Here is a 14,733-nt window from a genome sequence, read left to right on the forward strand (position 1 = left end):
AGAAACAAGCGGGGCTTCAGGTCCCGGCAGGCACTGGGGCGACGCGCACGTCGACGCGGGCCGCGGCAAGGGCGGCGGCGATGCGCGGTGGTGGCTCGGCATCAGTGACGAGCATGTTGATGTCGGTGAGCGCGCCGACCTGCACCAGCGACATGCGCTGGAACTTGGCGGCGTCGCAGAGCAGAATGCGGATGCCGGCGCGGCGCAGATAGACCCGCTTCATGTCGGCATCCTCGAAGGAATAATCGAAGAAGCCGTCGGCGGTGACGCCCGAGGCGCCGATCACCGCGACGTCGAACCACAGTTTCTCGAACTGGGCGATGGCGGTCGGACCCCAGACCGACATCTCGTCGGCGCGCACCCGGCCGCCGGCGACATAGACCTCCGGCGCGGTGCCGTCGAGCGCGGCGGAGACGCGCAGGCTGTTGGTGAACACCTTGATGTGCGGGACGTCGCGCAGATGCTTCGCCATCAGATAGGTGGTGGTGCCGACATCGACGGCGACGGTTCGGTGGCCGGCGACCAGCGAGGCGGCGAGCGTGGCGATGGCGTCCTTGGCTTCCAGCCCGCGGCGCAGGCGCGCGTCGAAGCTCGGCTCGTCGCTGTCCATGATCGCGACAGGGGGTGCTTCGGGTGCCACCGCGCCGCCATGGACGCGTACCAGCCGGCCGTCGCGCTCCAGCTCCAGCAGGTCGCGGCGGATGGTCATGTCGGAGACGCCAAGCTCCGCGGCGATGGTGGCGACGCTGACGGCGCCGCTGGCACCCAGCTGATCGAGGATGCGGGCATGGCGCACCTGGGAGAGCACGCGCGGACGCTCCTCGCCGCGCGGCGCGTTCTCGCCGTGTGGTCCCCGAGGCGCAGAAGGCTCAAATGAGAGGTCGTCGGCCATCGTCGCATCCGAAGCATCGGGCCGGGCGAGGGGAATCCGTCGCCATGCCTTGCGGCCCTAGTCCTACCGCACAGATCAAACAAATTCAAACATAAGAACTCACTTGATGTGCGTTTATGTTGAGATACTGTACACCTCTCACACGAGGATGCCAGCCCATGACCAGCCCTTCCGCGATGTATCCCGAACTCGCCGGCCGACGCGCTTTCGTCACCGGCGGTGCCGCCGGCATCGGGCGTGCCATTGCTGAAGCGTTGGCGCGGCAAGGCGTGAAAGTGGCGGTCGGCGACATCAATCTCGACGCGGCGCGCCGCACTGCGATTGAACTCGGCGGCGGGGCGATCGCGGTTGAGGTTGATGTGCGCCATCGCGAATCGGTGGAGAACGCCTTCGCCCAGGTGCTCGCCGGATTAGGGGATTGCGACCTGCTGATCGCCAATGCCGGCGTGTCCACCATGACGCCGGCGCTGGAACTGACCGACGAGGAATGGGACTTCAATTTCGCGGTCAATACCCGCGGCGTGTTCCTCACCAACCAGGTCGCGGCGCGGCATTTCGCGGCGAGCGGCAAAGGCTGCATCGTCAACACCGCCTCGCTCGCCGCCAAGGTCGGCGCGCCGTTCCTGGCGCATTATGCCGCCTCGAAATTCGCCGTGCTCGGCTGGACCCAGTCGCTGGCGCGCGAACTCGCCGCCAAGGGCATCCGCGTCAATGCGGTGTGCCCCGGCTTTGTCGCCACCAGCATGCAATCGCGCGAGGTGCAGTGGGAGGCGAGCCTGCGTGGCATCGAACCCGAACAGGTCATCGCCGATTATGTCGCGCAGACCCCGCTGGGCCGCCTCGAACAGCCGGAGGACGTTGCCGACGTCGTCGTGTTCCTGTGCTCCGACCAGGCGCGCTTCATGACCGGGCAGGGGATCAATGTGACCGGCGGGGTCTATATGACGTGAGGGGACGAGGACGAGGCTCCGGGCCATGCGACCTCATCCTGAGGTGCTCGGGTGAAGCCCGAGCCTCGAAGGATGCTCCCACCGAGTGACGTTCCTCTGCTTCAGCATCCTTCGAGGCCGCCTGCGGCGGCACCTCAGGATGAGGTGGCTAGGTTCGAGGTCGGCACCTTCATGTTCGAATTCACCGCCATTGACGTGACATTGCGTTCATTTTAGCGCTTGCCATGTTCGGATTTGTTTCCGTACTATTCCCCGCCTAGCCCGACCGCCGGCTCCCGCGAGGAGTGCGGGCGGCCAGAGGAATGCCGATGTCGTCGATCGAGCTCGATCATGTCTCCAAGCTCTACGCCAACGGCGCCTATGGCGTCCGCGACGTCGATCTGAAGATCGAGGACGGCGAGTTCGTGATCTTCCTCGGCCCGTCGGGCTGCGGGAAATCGACCACGCTGCGCATGATTGCGGGCCTCGAGAGCATCAGTGCGGGCGAACTGCGCATTGGCGGGCGCAGCGTGAACAATGTCGCGCCGCGCGACCGCAACGTCGCGGTCGTGTTCCAGTCCTACGCGCTCTATCCGCATATGAGCGTGCGCCACAATATGGGCTTCGGCCTGAAGATGCGCGGCGTGGCCTCCGGCGTGATCGACGACAAGATCAAGGAGGCGGCCAACCTCCTCGGCCTCACCCCCTATCTCGATCGCAAGCCGGCCGCGCTCTCCGGCGGCCAGCGCCAGCGCGTAGCGCTCGGTCGCGCCATCGTGCGCGATCCGGTGGCGTTCCTGCTCGACGAGCCGCTCTCGAACCTCGATGCGCAGCTGCGCGCCGAGATGCGGCTCGAACTGGTCAAGCTGCATCGCCGGCTCAACCGCACCATCGTCCACGTCACCCACGACCAGGTCGAGGCCATGACCATGGGCGACCGCATCTGCATCATGCGCGAGGGCCGCATGATCCAGGTCGGCAAGCCGCTGGAAGTCTATGCCGACCCGGTCGACACCTTCGTCGCCCGCTTCCTCGCCACGCCGCCGATGAACCTCATTCCCGCTCGCCTGCAAGGCGAGGGTGACGGGCTGACGGTTTCCGCCGACGGACTGAACGTGGCGGTGCCGGACCTGCACCGCGCCGCCTATGCGCCGGCCGCCGGGCGCGAGGTGATCTTCGGCATTCGCCCGGAGGATTTGCACGAGACCGAGGCGCCGGGCCTGCAAAAGCTCGACGTCACCGTGGTGGCGATGGAAGCGCTCGGCGTCGAGAACATCCTCATCGGGCAGATCGGCCGCGAGCGCCCGGTCGAGATCGCTGCGCGCCTCAGCCGCCATTTCACTGCGCCGGTTGGCGCCGTGGTCCCGCTCTATGTCGACGCCCGGCCGATGCATCTTTTCGACCCCGAGACCACCAGGGCTCTGCCGCGGCCGAGCCTCGGCATCCTCAAGCCCTGAGCGAGAGCGGAGGAGACCATCATGCGACGCATCGGACTGCATCTCGGGCTCCTTCTGGTCTCCGCCGTCATATTGATCCCGCTGCTGTGGGTGATCCGCACCAGCCTGCTGCCCGAACCGCTGTCCTATTCGCCGGAGCTGCTGCCGGACGTGACGTTCGACAACTACGTCGCGCTGTTCACCAGCACCCGCTACGGCCAGTCCTATCTCAACAGCCTGATCGTCGCTTTCGGCTCGGTGGTGGTGGCGCTGCCGTTCGCGGCGATGACCGGTTACGCCTTTGCCCGCTTCAAGACCAGCGGCAAGGCCGGGCGGTTCGCGGTGCTGGCGACGCAGATGCTGCCCCCCGTCGCCATCGTGCTGCCGACCTTCGCGCTGTTCAGGATGTTCGGCCTCACCAATTCGTTGACCGGGCTGATCATCGTCTATGCCGCGCTGAACCTGCCGTTCCTGATCTGGATCCTGATGGGGTTCTTCGAGGGCATCCCGGTCGATCTCGAATGGGCGGCGATGACCGACGGCGCCACCGCCTGGGGCGCGTTCTGGCGCATCGTGCTGCCGGTGTCGCTGCCCGGCATCGCTGCCGCCGGCGTGCTCGGCTTCATCCTCACCTGGAACGAATTCCTGTTCGCGCTGGTGCTGAGCGGTCCACAGACCGCCACCGTGCCGGTCGCGCTCGCCGCCCTGCAGACCTCCAACGGCGTGCAGATCGCCAAGGTCTCCGCCGGGGTGGTGCTCGCCGTCCTACCGCTGGTGATCGCCTCGCGCTTCATCCAGCGCTTCATCGTGCAGGGCCTGACATTCGGCAGTGTGAAGTAATCCGCCATGCCCCCGGGCATGCGCCAACAAACGGGCAGAACGCCCGCCCAGAGAACAGGAGAACGAGATGACAACTAAGCGCAGCCTATTCGCGGCATTGCTCGGGGCGAGCATGCTCGCTTCCGCTCTCCCCGCGAGCGCGGAGCCGATCACGCTCCGCGCGCTGATGGAGGACGTGCCGGAAACGCAGATCATCGAGGCGATGCTGCCGGAGTTCACCAAGGAAACCGGCATCAAGGTCGAGTTCGAGAAGATCGGCTACGGCGACATGCACGACAAGCTGGTCGCCCAGCTGGTCTCGCCGGAGAGCTACTACAATCTGCTCGAAGTCGACTTCCTCTGGGCCGGCGAATTCCCCGCCGCCGGCTGGCTGGTGGACCTCAAGCCCTTCGTCGAGAAGTCGGGTTATGACCTCAAGCCCTTCATCCCCTCGATGCTGGAACTGCTCGGCCAGACCAAGGACCAGCTGCCGCTGATCCCGATGTACAATTACTCGATGGGCCTGATCTACCGCACCGACCTGCTGGCCGATCCCAAGCTGCAGGCCGCCTTCAAGGCCGCGACGGGCAAGGAACTGGCGCTGCCGACCACGCTCGAGGACTATGTCCGCCTTTCCAAGTTCATGAAGGCGAATGCCGGTGTGGCCGGGGCGGCGATGCAGGCGCAGCGCGGCGACCCCAACGCCATGGAGTTCTCCAACTATCTGTTCTCGGTCGGCGGCTCCTATCTCGGCGCGGACCGCAAGGTGACACTCGACAGCCCGGCCGGCCTCAAGGCGCTGGAGCTCTATGCCGACAACGTCAAGAACGGCGCCCAGCAGGGCGCGCTCTCGGCGACGCTCGACGACACCATGCGGCTGATGTGCTCGGGCCAGGCATTCAGCATGGTCACCTATTGGTGGATGCTGCCGCAGATCGACAACAAGGAGAAGTGTCCGGCGGTCGCCGGCAAGGTGGCGCTCTCGGTGATGCCGGGCGGCCATGGCGAGAGCGGCGGCTGGGGCTGGGGCATCCCGAAGAACACCACGCCGGAATCGCAGGAAGCGGCGTGGAAGTTCATCCAGTGGGTGCAGAGCCAGAAGGTCTCGGTGGCGCGTGCCCTCGAAGGCCACGCCCCGGTGCGCAGCGACGTCTATCAGGACGCCTCGGTGCTGAAGAAGTATCCGTTCTACGGCAAGGGCCTCGACGTGGTGGCGTCCGGCAAGTCGTTCCCGATCTTCGCCTATTCGGCGCAGTATGAGGACGTGCTCGGCGCCCAGCTCTCCCTCGCTGCCGGCGGACAGGCCAAGCCCGCCGACGCGCTGAGGGCGGCCGCCGACGGCCTGACCCAACTCCTCAACAAATGACGCGAACGCATGTCCGGGACCGCCTTCGGGCGGTCCCGCGCAGCCCCGGCGCGGCAGCCCAGCCCCCCGCCGCCGCGCCGGGCGCTTCTTTCGGGAGCCGTCACATCCTCTTCCCTCTCCCCGTTGGGGAGAGGTGGCCCGCGAAGCGGGTCGGTGAGGGGGCTCACGGCTGCAGAGCGAAGAAGACCCCTCACCCCAACCCTCTCCCCATCGGGGAGAGGGGGAAGAAGGCCGGGTGGGCATCCTTCGACGCCGCTTCGCGGCACCTCCGGTTGACGTCGTAGGAACCAAGAAAGAGATCGGATGCGCGTGCTTGCCTTCGCGGATCGGGACTGGCGCACCGGCTGGGCCTTCGCCCTGCCGGGCCTCATCACGCTCGTCGTGGTGATGGGCTTTCCGCTGGTCTATGCGCTGCTGATCTCGCTGTCGTCGCTGACACTGCTGAAGCCGATGCTCCAGCCCTCCGTCGGGCTCAGGAACTTCGCGACGGTGATGGCCGACCCGCTGTTCTGGGGCGCGGTGTGGCTCACCATCAAATATTCCGTCGTCACCGTGGTCGGCGAGTTCGTCATCGGCCTCGCGGTGGCGATGATGCTGAACCGCACCGTGACGATGAAGCCGGTCTATTTTGCCATCCTCACCATCCCGATGGCGATGTCGCCGGTGAGCGTCGCTTTGATCTGGCGCATGCTGCTGCAGCCCAATCTCGGCATCGCCAACCAGCTGATGGAGGCGCTCGGCCTGCCGCGGCTCGACTGGCTCGGCTCGGCCGACCTCGCGCTCTGGACCATGGCCGGCATCGACATCTGGCAGCAGACTTCGTTCGTGGTGCTGATCCTCGCCGCCGGCCTCGCCGCGCTGCCGCGCGACCCTTACGAGGCGGCCGAGGTCGACGGCGCCAGCCAGTTCCAGCAATTCTGGTACATCACCTTGCCGATGCTGCGGCCGGTGGCGGCGATCGCCGTCATCATCCAGCTCATCAACGAGTTCCGCACCTACGACCTCGTCTACGTGCTGACCAAGGGCGGGCCCGGCACCTCCACCGAGATGCTCAGCTTCTTCGCCTATCGCCGCGCCTTTCTCGGCCTGCACCTCAATGAGGGCGCGGCCGCGGCCTTCGTGCTGCTGCTGATCGTGCTGGGCCTCACCATCGCCTTCTTCGCCACGCTGGAGCGGCGGCGCTAGCCTTGCTGCCCGCGCGGTTGGCCGGACGGCGCATCAGGCTCTATAACAGCACTCGGATGCCGTCTGGCGGGACGTCATCGAACAGTGGGGGCTATCATGTCCAACCGTATTTCTTTTGCCGGCACCTTTCGTTCCGTGCGGGCGCCGATCGTGATGGCGCTGCTGGCGCTCTGCCTTGCCGGCTGCGGCATCAACAACATCCCGACCAATGAGGAGAAGGCCAAGGCGGCGTGGAGCGACGTGCTGAACCAGTATCAGCGGCGCTCCGACCTGATCCCGAACCTGGTCGAGACGGTGAAGGGCTATGCCCAGCAGGAAAAGGACGTGCTGACCCAGGTGACGCAGGCGCGGGCCAACGCCACCTCGATCAAGGTCGACGCCTCGACCATCACCGATCCCGAGACCTTCAAGAAATTCCAGGATGCGCAGGCCCAGCTCTCCGGCGCGCTGGGCCGGCTGATCGCGGTGTCCGAGGCCTATCCGGACCTGAAGTCGAACCAGAACTTCCTCGCCTTGCAGTCGCAGATCGAGGGCACCGAGAACCGCATCGCGGTGGCGCGGCGCGATTATATCGACGCGGTTCGGGTCTATAATACCGAGCTGCGCACCTATCCCGGCGCGCTCTGGGCGATGACGCTCTATCGCAACAACAAGCCGATGGAGACCTTCACCATCCCCGAGGAGCAGATGAAGGTGCCGCAGGTGAAGTTCAACTGAGCGGGGGCGGCTGATGCCGTCGCGCGTCGCGTCAGGTTTGGCTTCGCTCGCGCTCGCCTTCGGGCTCGCATTTCTGTGTCTGCTGGCTCCCGCGCGCGCCGAGCTGACCTTTCCCCCGCTCACCGGGCGGGTGGTGGACGCGGCCAGTATCCTCAACCCCGCCGCCCGCGCCGCGCTCGACGCCAAGCTGGCAGCGCAGGAAGGCAAGACCACCGATCAGTTCGTGGTGGCGACGGTGCCCTCGCTGCAGGGCACCTCGGTCGAGGACTATGCCAACCGCTTGTTCCGCGCCTGGAAGCTCGGCCAGGGCGACAAGAACAATGGCGCGCTGCTGTTGGTCGCGCCCAATGAGCGCAAGGTGCGCATCGAGGTCGGCTACGGCCTGGAGGGCGTACTCACCGACGCGGTGACCAGCACCATCATCCAGACCGCCATGCTGCCCGCCTTCCGTAGCGGCGATTTCGCCGGCGGCGTCACCAAGGGCGCGGACGCGGTGATCGAGGTGCTGAACCTCGATCCGGAAGAGGCCAAGGCCCGCGCCCGGCAGGCCGAGAAGCCGGCGATGAGCCCGGACGACTGGCTGCATCTGATCTTCTTCGTGCTGATGATCGCCTTCTGGATCTACGTCTTCTATCGCTCGACGCGGGGCGGCGGCGGGCCCGGGGCCGGCTATCGGCGCGGGCGCGGCGGCGCGGTGGTGATACCCGGCGGCATCTCGACCTGGGACTTTCCGCGCGGCGGCGGCGGGGGCGGCTGGTCGGGCGGCAGCGGCGGCGGATTCTCCGGCGGGGGTGGTTCCTCCGGCGGCGGCGGCGCCTCGGGGAGCTGGTGATGACCCACGTGCTGACCGAGAGCGAGCACCACGCCGTCGCGGCCGCCATCCGGGCCGCCGAAGCGACGACCGCTGGCGAGATCCGCGTCGTCATTACCACGCAGCCGCTGGTGCGCCATGCCTTCTACGCGCTGATGTGGGCGGCGCTCGCTGCCCTCGTGATGCCCTGGCCGCTGGCGCTGTTCACCGCGCTCAGCGTGCCGATGCTGCTGTCGCTCCAGGCCATCGTGTTCGTGCTGGTCGGCGCGCTATTGCTGTTCTCCCCGCTCGGCCCGCTGGTGGTGCCGCCCTCGTCACGGCGCGCGGCGGCGCGCGGCGCGGCGATCGACCATTTCCTTGCCCATGGCATCCACCAGACGCGCGAGCGCACCGGCGTCCTCATCATGGTGGCGCTGCCGGAGCGGCTGGTCGAAGTGGTGGCGGATGAGGGCATTCATTCCCGCGTTGGCCATGAGGCGTGGCGGACGGTGTGCGCGCTGGTGCTGGCCGGCGCGCGCGAGGAGCGCCTGGCCGAGGGGCTGAGCAACGGTGTCGCCGAAGCCGGCCGCATTCTCGCCGCCCATGTGCCGCCCAGGCCCGGCGACACCAACGAGCTGCCGGATCGGGTTGTGGTTATCTGACCGGCTCGGGCCGCGGCGCCGCGGTACGGGCAGTACGGAACTCGCGCGGCGAGGCATCGAACATGTGCCGGAACTCGCGGGAGAAATGCGCGGCGTCGGAGAAGCCGCAATCGAAGGCGATCTGGGTGATGCTGCGCGGGCTGTTCTCCAGCAGCCAGCAGGCATAATCCAGCCGCAGCCGCCGCTGGAACGCCGCCGGCGAGGCAGAGAGCGTCGCCGCGAAGGCTCGTTCCAATTGCCGCGGGCTGCATCCGACATAGCGGGCGATGGCGTCGATCGAGGGCGGGTCGTCGAGCCGCTGCTCCATGAAATGCACCGCCTGATGCACCCGGGCATCGGCGATGGCGGTAAGGTCGGCGTAGAAATGCGCCTGCGGCAGCGAGGCGGGACGCATGCCTTGCAGCATCATGTGCCGCACCGCCTGGTTGGCCTTGCCGCGCCCGCAATGGCGGGTGACGAGATAGAGGCCGACATCGATCGCCGCGGTCGAGCCGGCGCAGGACAAGAGGTCGCCCTCATCGACGAACAGCTTGTCGGTGACCGGGGTGAGGCTCGGGAACTGGGCCTGGAAGGCCTCGAGCACGTTCCAGTGGATGCACACGGTGCGCGCGCCGACGAGGCCGGCCTGGGCGATGGCGAAGGTGCCGGTACACACCCCGATCAGCCGCACCCGATGCTCGAAGGCGCGGCGCATATAATCGAGCAGCGCTGGCGGGTGACGCTCATTGAGGTAGTCATTGCCGCCGCAGATCGCGATGTAGTCGAAATTGGTCGGGTCCAGCAGCGGCTTGTTGCCGCTCGCGATCACCCCGCAGCTCGACTGCCGGTCGGCGCCCCCCAGGCTCATCACCGTCCATGAGGCATGGATCTGCCGGCTGCGGCCGCCATGATCGGCGGCGAGGCGCAGCGCGTCGATCAGCCCGCCAAAGGCGGCAAGGGTGAACTGGTCGAGCAGCACGAAGCCGACGCGCAGCGGCGAGGCACGACCCGGGATTGTCGCGGAGATCGGGTCCGGCCGATTCCCGAGGGCGACGTCGCTGCGTTCCAGCTGGTTGCGTTCCATGTCGCGCATATCAAAGTTTCTGGCCCGTTCCTGCAAGCCCGGCGGGCAACGCAGCGTCATGATCGCGGCGCCTGCACATGAGGGGAGAACAACATGGCACGCATGCACGGTCTGATTACGGCTTCGGTGGTCGCGCTCGCGGCTGCCATCGCTCCCGCCTCGGCGCAGGAGGCGATCCATGTCGCCTGGTATGGCGGCAATTGGGGCGACGCCTTCAAGGCGTGCGTCGCCGACCCGTTCACCAAGGCGACCGGCGTGCCGGTGGTGCCGGAGGTCGGCACCTCGACGGTGACGCTCTCCAAGCTGCAGCAGCAGAAGGACGCGCCGACCATCGACGTCGCCTGGATGGATGGCGGGGTGAGCGAACTCGCGGCCAGCGCGGGCGTGGTCGAAAATCTCGACCCGGCCGGCATCCCGAACCTCAAGGACGCGCTGCCGGAGGCGATCTACAAGAATGCCGGCACAACTTATGCTGTTGGAACAGGCTATTACTCGCTCGGCCTCACCTACAACACGAAGGAGGTGAAGACCCCGCCGACCTCCTGGAACGACCTCTGGAAGCCGGAATATGCCGACGCGGTGACGATCCCGTCGCCGTCCAATTCCTCCGGCGTGCCGTTCCTGTTCTTCCTCGCCAAGATCTGGAACGCCCCGGCCGGCGACTTCGCCCCGGTGTTCGCCAGGATCAAGCAGCTGAAGCCGGCGCTGTTCTTCGATTCCTCGGGCGCCGCCAGCAACGCCTATCAGAGCGGCGAGGCGATCATCGGCGCGCACTTCAATGTCGGCGCCTTCGATCTTGCCGCCAAGGGCCTGCCGATCGCCTTCACCGTGCCCAAGGAGGGCGTGTGGGCGACCGATGCACGCCTCCATCTGGTGAAGAACGCGCCGCGCAAGGCCTCGGCGCAGAAGTTCATCGACACTGCCTTGACCGCGGACGCCTCAAAATGCCTCGCCGAGAAGCTCTATCTCGGCCCGGCGGTGAAGGGCGTGACGGTCTCGCCGGAAGCCGCGCGCAAGCTGCCCTGGGGCGAGAGCGGCTCGGTCGCCAATCTCTTCCTGCTCGACTGGAATCAGGTCAACGCCAAGCGCGCGGAACTGGTCGACACCTGGAACCGCGAGATCGCCCGCAAGTGAGCCCGCTGCTGACCATAGATGCGGTCTCCAAGCGTTTCGCGGCGCATCATGCGCTGCGGGACGTGCGGCTCGACATCGGGGCCGGGGAGTTCATCGCTCTCCTGGGCCCGAGCGGCTGCGGCAAGACCACGCTGCTGCGCTGCATCGCCGGCTTCCTTAACCCCGACGAGGGCCGCATCCTGATCGACGGCGTGGACGTCACAAGCATCCCGCCGTATCGGCGCCCGCTCAACACGGTGTTCCAGAGCTACGCGCTGTTCCCGCACATGAACGTGCTGGAGAATGTCGGCTATGGGCCGCGCCGGCAGGGCGTGCCGAAGGACGAGGCCAAGCGCCGCTCGCTGGAGGCGCTCGGCCTGGTCGGCCTCTCCGATCTCGGCGCCCGCCTGCCGCTCGAGCTGTCCGGCGGCCAGCAGCAGCGTGTCGCCTTGGCCCGTGCCATCGTCAACCGGCCGAAGCTGCTGCTGCTCGACGAGCCCTTGAGCGCGCTCGACCTCAAGCTGCGCCGGCGCATGCAGATCGAGCTGAAGCACATACAGGAGAAGCTCGGCATCGCCTTCATCTTCGTCACCCATGACCAGGAGGAGGCGATGACGATGGCGAACCGCATCGTCGTCATGAATGCCGGGCAGATCGAGCAGGCCGGGACCGCCGCCGAAATCTATCGCGCGCCGCGCACCCGCTTCGTCGCCGAATTCGTCGGCGAGGCCAATCTCATCCCCTGTTCACCGGCGGCCCCCGGGCGCGTGCGGCTGGCGGTGAACGGCGCCGAATTGAACGCGCCCGCCGGCGGATCCCTTGCCATGGTGCGGCCCGAGGACGTCCTGCTGCTCGACGGGCCGCAGGACGGCCTGCTCTCGATGCCGGCCATCATCGAGGATGTCGTCGCCATTGGCGGCATCACCACGCTGCATATGCGCGCCGGCGACATCGCGCTGAAGGCGACCCGCCTCGGCCTGCCGGACGACACCCTGCGCCCCGGCGCGGCGGTCACGGTCGGCTTCCGGCCGGCCTCCGTGCACCTGATCGCGGAGTAGGGCGGTGACCGGCGCGCGCACCACGCTGCTCTTCCTGCTGTTCGCGCCGGTGGCGTTCTTCGCCGCCTTCTTCCTGGCGCCGATGGCGGTGGTGCTGTTCTCCAGTTTCACCGCGCCGGACGGCAGCCCGACCTTCGCGCATTACGCCCGCGTGCTGCTCGACCAGTATCATTGGGAGGTGCTGTGGGTGACGTTCCGCATCGCGCTTCTCACCACCGTGATCTGCCTGCTGATCGGCTTCCCGCTCGCCTGGTATCTGGTGCGCATCGTGAAGTGGCGGGCATGGCGGCGGGCCTGCGTCATCCTCATCATTGTCCCGCTCTTCACCTCGAACATCGTGCGCTCGTTCGGCTGGATGGTGCTGCTCGGCCGCACCGGCCTCGTCAACGACGCGCTGGTCTCGACCGGCCTGCTGGCCCGGCCGATGCGCTTCCTCGGCACCGAGACCGGCATACTGATCGGCCTCGTCTATATCCTGCTGCCCTTCGTGGTGCTCTCGGTCGGCAATGCGCTGGCGAAGATCGACACCGCGTTCGAGCAGGCCTCGGCCGATCTCGGCGCCGGGCCGGCGCGCACCTTCTGGTTCGTCACCTTGCCGCTCTGCCTGCCGGGCGCGGTCTCCGGTGCCATCATGGTGTTCGCGCTGGCGGTCAGCGCCTATGTGACGCCGGCGCTGCTGAGCGGCGGGCAGATCACCGTGTTCTCCATGCTGATCTTCCAGCAATACAGCTCGGTGTTCGATTTCCACTATGGCGCCGCGCTGAGCGTAACGCTGCTGGTGCTGACGCTGCTCTTGGTCGGCATGGCCGGGCGCATCGGCGAAGCGGGGAGGCGGGCATGATCGCGCGTCTCATCGTCCGTCTCGTCGCGTTGCTGGCGCTCGCCTATCTGGTGCTGCCGCTCATCGTCATCATCGGCGCCTCGCTGACCACGACCAGCTATCTCGCCTTCCCGCCGGAAGGGCTAACGCTGCACTGGTACAAGGTGATGCTGGACGATCCGTCCTACGTCGCCGCCTTCACCACCTCGACGCTGCTGGCGCTGGCGGCAACCGTGGTCGGCATCGTGCTTGCGGTGCCGGCGAGCCTTGCCTTGGCGCGCTACGACTTCACCGGCCGCGCGGCGCTATCCGCCATGCTGCTTTCGCCGCTGGTGCTGCCCTATGTCGTGCTCGGCGCGGCGCTGCTGCAATATGGCGCGGCGATCGGGCTGGTGCGCTCCTTCGCGGCGCTGCTGGTCGGGCACGTCATCATCGTCATGCCCTTCGTGCTGCGCTCCATCCTGCCGCTGCTGACCCCCGAGCAGCGGGCGCTGGAGGAAGCCTCCGCCGATCTCGGTGCGCGGCCGGTGACCACCTTCTTCCTCGTCGTGCTGCCGCAGATCCGCTCGGGCATCGTCGCCGGCGGGCTGCTCGCCTTCATCTCTTCCTGGATCAATGTCGAGTTGTCGATCTTCAACACGACATCCGAGCTGAACACCATCCCCGTGAAGATGTTCAACTACGTCCAGTACACCATCGACCCGACGATCGCGGCCGTGTCCGCAATAACCATCGTCGTCGCGGCCGTCGCCATCATCCTCATCGACCTTCTGATCGGCCTCGACATGCTGTCCGAGCCGCGTCAGCCCTAACTTATGGAGCCTTCCATGATGCGCAAGCAGGATATATTCGACGTCGTCTACACGCATACGGAGGGCGAGCCGCTCTGCATCATCCATAGCGGCATTCCCTATCCGGCCGGCTCCACCATCCTGGAGAAGCGCGCTTTCCTCGAAGCGAACTATGATTGGGTGCGCCAGGCGCTGATGCGCGAGCCGCGCGGCCACAAGGACATGTTCGGGGTATTCCTCACCCCGCCGTCCTCGCCGGACTACGATGCCGGGCTGATCTATATCGACGGCACGCAATATTCCCACATGTGCGGCCACGGCACGATCGCGGTCGCCATGGCGATGGTGGCGCTCGGCATGGTGCGGCGCAATCCGGATGGCGTGACCACGATCCGCTTCGAGACCACGGCGGGCCTGGTGCTGGCCGAGGTTGGATCGGAAGGCGACGAGGTGCTGTGGACCCGCTTCGAGAACGTGCCGGCCTATGTGGCGGCGCAGGACGTGCCGTTCGAACTGCCGGGCATCGGTCCGCTCAAGGCCGACATCGTGTGGGGCGGCAATTATTTCGGCATCATCGATCTGCGCGGCACCTCGCTGCGCATCTCGCCGGAGAACGGCTCGGTGCTGTCGCGCTACGGCATCATGGCGCGCGAGCAGATCCGCCAGCGGGTCAACATCCAGCACCCGACCGCCGGCCACATCAACAATTTCAACTTCGTCACCTTCTGGCACGAGCCGACCATCGAAGGCGCGTTCTACAAGAACGTCCATGTCTTCAGCGCCGGCCAGCTCGACCGTTCGCCGGGCGGCACCGGCACCAGTGCGATGATGGCGATGTTCGAGGCGCGCGGGCAGCTCGCGCTCAACCAGCCGATCCGCTCCGAGGGCCTGCTCGGCACCGGCACCTTCGAGGGCTGCCTGATCGGTGAAGCGAAGCTCAACAGCGTGCGTGCGGTGCGCCCGACGGTGAAGGGCACCGCTGGCCTGCTCGGCACCGCGCGCTGGGTGATCGACCGCAACGATCCGGTGGGTGCCGGGTTTCTCGTGGCGTAAGCCGGCGCCGCGAAGTCCGCGCGTCGTGCCGTTGCGCCG

The 14,733-nt window shown here is 67.0% G+C and carries 15 protein-coding genes; 13 read left to right on the forward strand and 2 right to left on the reverse strand.

What is annotated here, in order from left to right:
• Positions 1-16: 16 nt before the first annotated feature.
• On the reverse strand, positions 17-892 hold the full coding sequence (locus tag G3545_RS28505; RefSeq protein WP_170017653.1) for a DeoR/GlpR family DNA-binding transcription regulator: 876 nt from the start codon (positions 890-892) through the stop codon (positions 17-19).
• Between the two features lie 158 nt (positions 893-1,050).
• Here G3545_RS28505 and G3545_RS28510 point away from each other — a divergent pair, with 158 nt between their 5' ends.
• From G3545_RS28510 to G3545_RS28545, 8 genes are all read left to right on the forward strand, one after another.
• Positions 1,051-1,842, forward strand: coding sequence for an SDR family NAD(P)-dependent oxidoreductase (locus G3545_RS28510; protein WP_170017654.1), 792 nt, complete (start codon positions 1,051-1,053; stop codon positions 1,840-1,842).
• Positions 1,843-2,150: 308 nt separating this feature from the next.
• Positions 2,151-3,278 carry a sn-glycerol-3-phosphate ABC transporter ATP-binding protein UgpC gene (ugpC, locus tag G3545_RS28515; RefSeq protein WP_170017655.1) on the forward strand — a complete coding sequence of 376 codons (1,128 nt, stop codon included), beginning with the start codon at positions 2,151-2,153 and terminating at the stop codon, positions 3,276-3,278.
• 21 nt (positions 3,279-3,299) lie between these two features.
• On the forward strand, positions 3,300-4,097 hold the full coding sequence (locus G3545_RS28520) for a carbohydrate ABC transporter permease (RefSeq protein ID WP_170017656.1): 798 nt from the start codon (positions 3,300-3,302) through the stop codon (positions 4,095-4,097).
• Between the two features lie 67 nt (positions 4,098-4,164).
• The gene (locus G3545_RS28525; RefSeq protein ID WP_170017657.1) at positions 4,165-5,442 is read left to right on the forward strand and encodes an extracellular solute-binding protein; all 1,278 of its coding nucleotides are present in this window, start codon (positions 4,165-4,167) and stop codon (positions 5,440-5,442) included.
• Positions 5,443-5,745: 303 nt separating this feature from the next.
• Positions 5,746-6,627, forward strand: coding sequence for a sugar ABC transporter permease (locus G3545_RS28530; protein WP_170017658.1), 882 nt, complete (start codon positions 5,746-5,748; stop codon positions 6,625-6,627).
• A gap of 153 nt (positions 6,628-6,780) precedes the next feature.
• Complete coding sequence (locus tag G3545_RS28535) at positions 6,781-7,344, forward strand: LemA family protein (protein WP_170018325.1); 564 nt, start codon at positions 6,781-6,783, stop codon at positions 7,342-7,344.
• 13 nt (positions 7,345-7,357) lie between these two features.
• The gene (locus tag G3545_RS28540; protein ID WP_170017659.1) at positions 7,358-8,176 is read left to right on the forward strand and encodes a YgcG family protein; all 819 of its coding nucleotides are present in this window, start codon (positions 7,358-7,360) and stop codon (positions 8,174-8,176) included.
• On the forward strand, positions 8,176-8,796 hold the full coding sequence (locus G3545_RS28545; protein WP_170017660.1) for a hypothetical protein: 621 nt from the start codon (positions 8,176-8,178) through the stop codon (positions 8,794-8,796). Before G3545_RS28540 ends, G3545_RS28545 begins: the two co-directional genes overlap by 1 nt.
• On the opposite strand, the gene G3545_RS28550 is transcribed toward G3545_RS28545, so the two are convergent.
• The gene (locus G3545_RS28550) at positions 8,789-9,859 is read right to left on the reverse strand and encodes a GlxA family transcriptional regulator (protein WP_170017661.1); all 1,071 of its coding nucleotides are present in this window, start codon (positions 9,857-9,859) and stop codon (positions 8,789-8,791) included. The two genes, G3545_RS28545 and G3545_RS28550, sit on opposite strands and share 8 nt — an antisense overlap.
• Positions 9,860-9,952: 93 nt before the next feature.
• Here G3545_RS28550 and G3545_RS28555 point away from each other — a divergent pair, with 93 nt between their 5' ends.
• Genes G3545_RS28555 through G3545_RS28575 form a run of 5 tightly spaced genes read left to right on the forward strand, consistent with a single transcriptional unit; the run spans position 9,953 to position 14,694 of the window.
• The gene (locus tag G3545_RS28555) at positions 9,953-10,993 is read left to right on the forward strand and encodes an ABC transporter substrate-binding protein (protein ID WP_170017662.1); all 1,041 of its coding nucleotides are present in this window, start codon (positions 9,953-9,955) and stop codon (positions 10,991-10,993) included.
• Positions 10,990-12,030, forward strand: coding sequence for an ABC transporter ATP-binding protein (locus tag G3545_RS28560; protein WP_170017663.1), 1,041 nt, complete (start codon positions 10,990-10,992; stop codon positions 12,028-12,030). Before G3545_RS28555 ends, G3545_RS28560 begins: the two co-directional genes overlap by 4 nt.
• A gap of 4 nt (positions 12,031-12,034) precedes the next feature.
• Positions 12,035-12,871 carry an ABC transporter permease gene (locus G3545_RS28565; RefSeq protein ID WP_170017664.1) on the forward strand — a complete coding sequence of 279 codons (837 nt, stop codon included), beginning with the start codon at positions 12,035-12,037 and terminating at the stop codon, positions 12,869-12,871.
• On the forward strand, positions 12,868-13,662 hold the full coding sequence (locus tag G3545_RS28570; protein WP_170017665.1) for an ABC transporter permease: 795 nt from the start codon (positions 12,868-12,870) through the stop codon (positions 13,660-13,662). Before G3545_RS28565 ends, G3545_RS28570 begins: the two co-directional genes overlap by 4 nt.
• 15 nt (positions 13,663-13,677) lie before the next feature.
• Positions 13,678-14,694: a proline racemase family protein gene (locus G3545_RS28575; protein ID WP_246702609.1), complete on the forward strand. Its 1,017-nt coding sequence runs from the start codon at positions 13,678-13,680 to the stop codon at positions 14,692-14,694.
• Positions 14,695-14,733: the final 39 nt, after the last annotated feature.

Source organism: Starkeya sp. ORNL1 (assembly GCF_012971745.1).
Taxonomy (GTDB): Bacteria; Pseudomonadota; Alphaproteobacteria; order Rhizobiales; family Xanthobacteraceae; genus Ancylobacter.

What these genes read in the sequence shown, in the direction of transcription:
- G3545_RS28505 (WP_170017653.1), bottom strand. Translation starts at nt 892, where the DNA reads ATGGCCGACGACCTCTCATTTGAGCCTTCTGCGCCTCGGGGACCACAC.
- G3545_RS28510 (WP_170017654.1), top strand. Translation starts at nt 1,051, where the DNA reads ATGACCAGCCCTTCCGCGATGTATCCCGAACTCGCCGGCCGACGCGCT.
- ugpC (WP_170017655.1), top strand. Translation starts at nt 2,151, where the DNA reads ATGTCGTCGATCGAGCTCGATCATGTCTCCAAGCTCTACGCCAACGGC.
- G3545_RS28520 (WP_170017656.1), top strand. Translation starts at nt 3,300, where the DNA reads ATGCGACGCATCGGACTGCATCTCGGGCTCCTTCTGGTCTCCGCCGTC.
- G3545_RS28525 (WP_170017657.1), top strand. Translation starts at nt 4,165, where the DNA reads ATGACAACTAAGCGCAGCCTATTCGCGGCATTGCTCGGGGCGAGCATG.
- G3545_RS28530 (WP_170017658.1), top strand. Translation starts at nt 5,746, where the DNA reads ATGCGCGTGCTTGCCTTCGCGGATCGGGACTGGCGCACCGGCTGGGCC.
- G3545_RS28535 (WP_170018325.1), top strand. Translation starts at nt 6,781, where the DNA reads ATGGCGCTGCTGGCGCTCTGCCTTGCCGGCTGCGGCATCAACAACATC.
- G3545_RS28540 (WP_170017659.1), top strand. Translation starts at nt 7,358, where the DNA reads ATGCCGTCGCGCGTCGCGTCAGGTTTGGCTTCGCTCGCGCTCGCCTTC.
- G3545_RS28545 (WP_170017660.1), top strand. Translation starts at nt 8,176, where the DNA reads ATGACCCACGTGCTGACCGAGAGCGAGCACCACGCCGTCGCGGCCGCC.
- G3545_RS28550 (WP_170017661.1), bottom strand. Translation starts at nt 9,859, where the DNA reads ATGGAACGCAACCAGCTGGAACGCAGCGACGTCGCCCTCGGGAATCGG.
- G3545_RS28555 (WP_170017662.1), top strand. Translation starts at nt 9,953, where the DNA reads ATGGCACGCATGCACGGTCTGATTACGGCTTCGGTGGTCGCGCTCGCG.
- G3545_RS28570 (WP_170017665.1), top strand. Translation starts at nt 12,868, where the DNA reads ATGATCGCGCGTCTCATCGTCCGTCTCGTCGCGTTGCTGGCGCTCGCC.
- G3545_RS28575 (WP_246702609.1), top strand. Translation starts at nt 13,678, where the DNA reads ATGATGCGCAAGCAGGATATATTCGACGTCGTCTACACGCATACGGAG.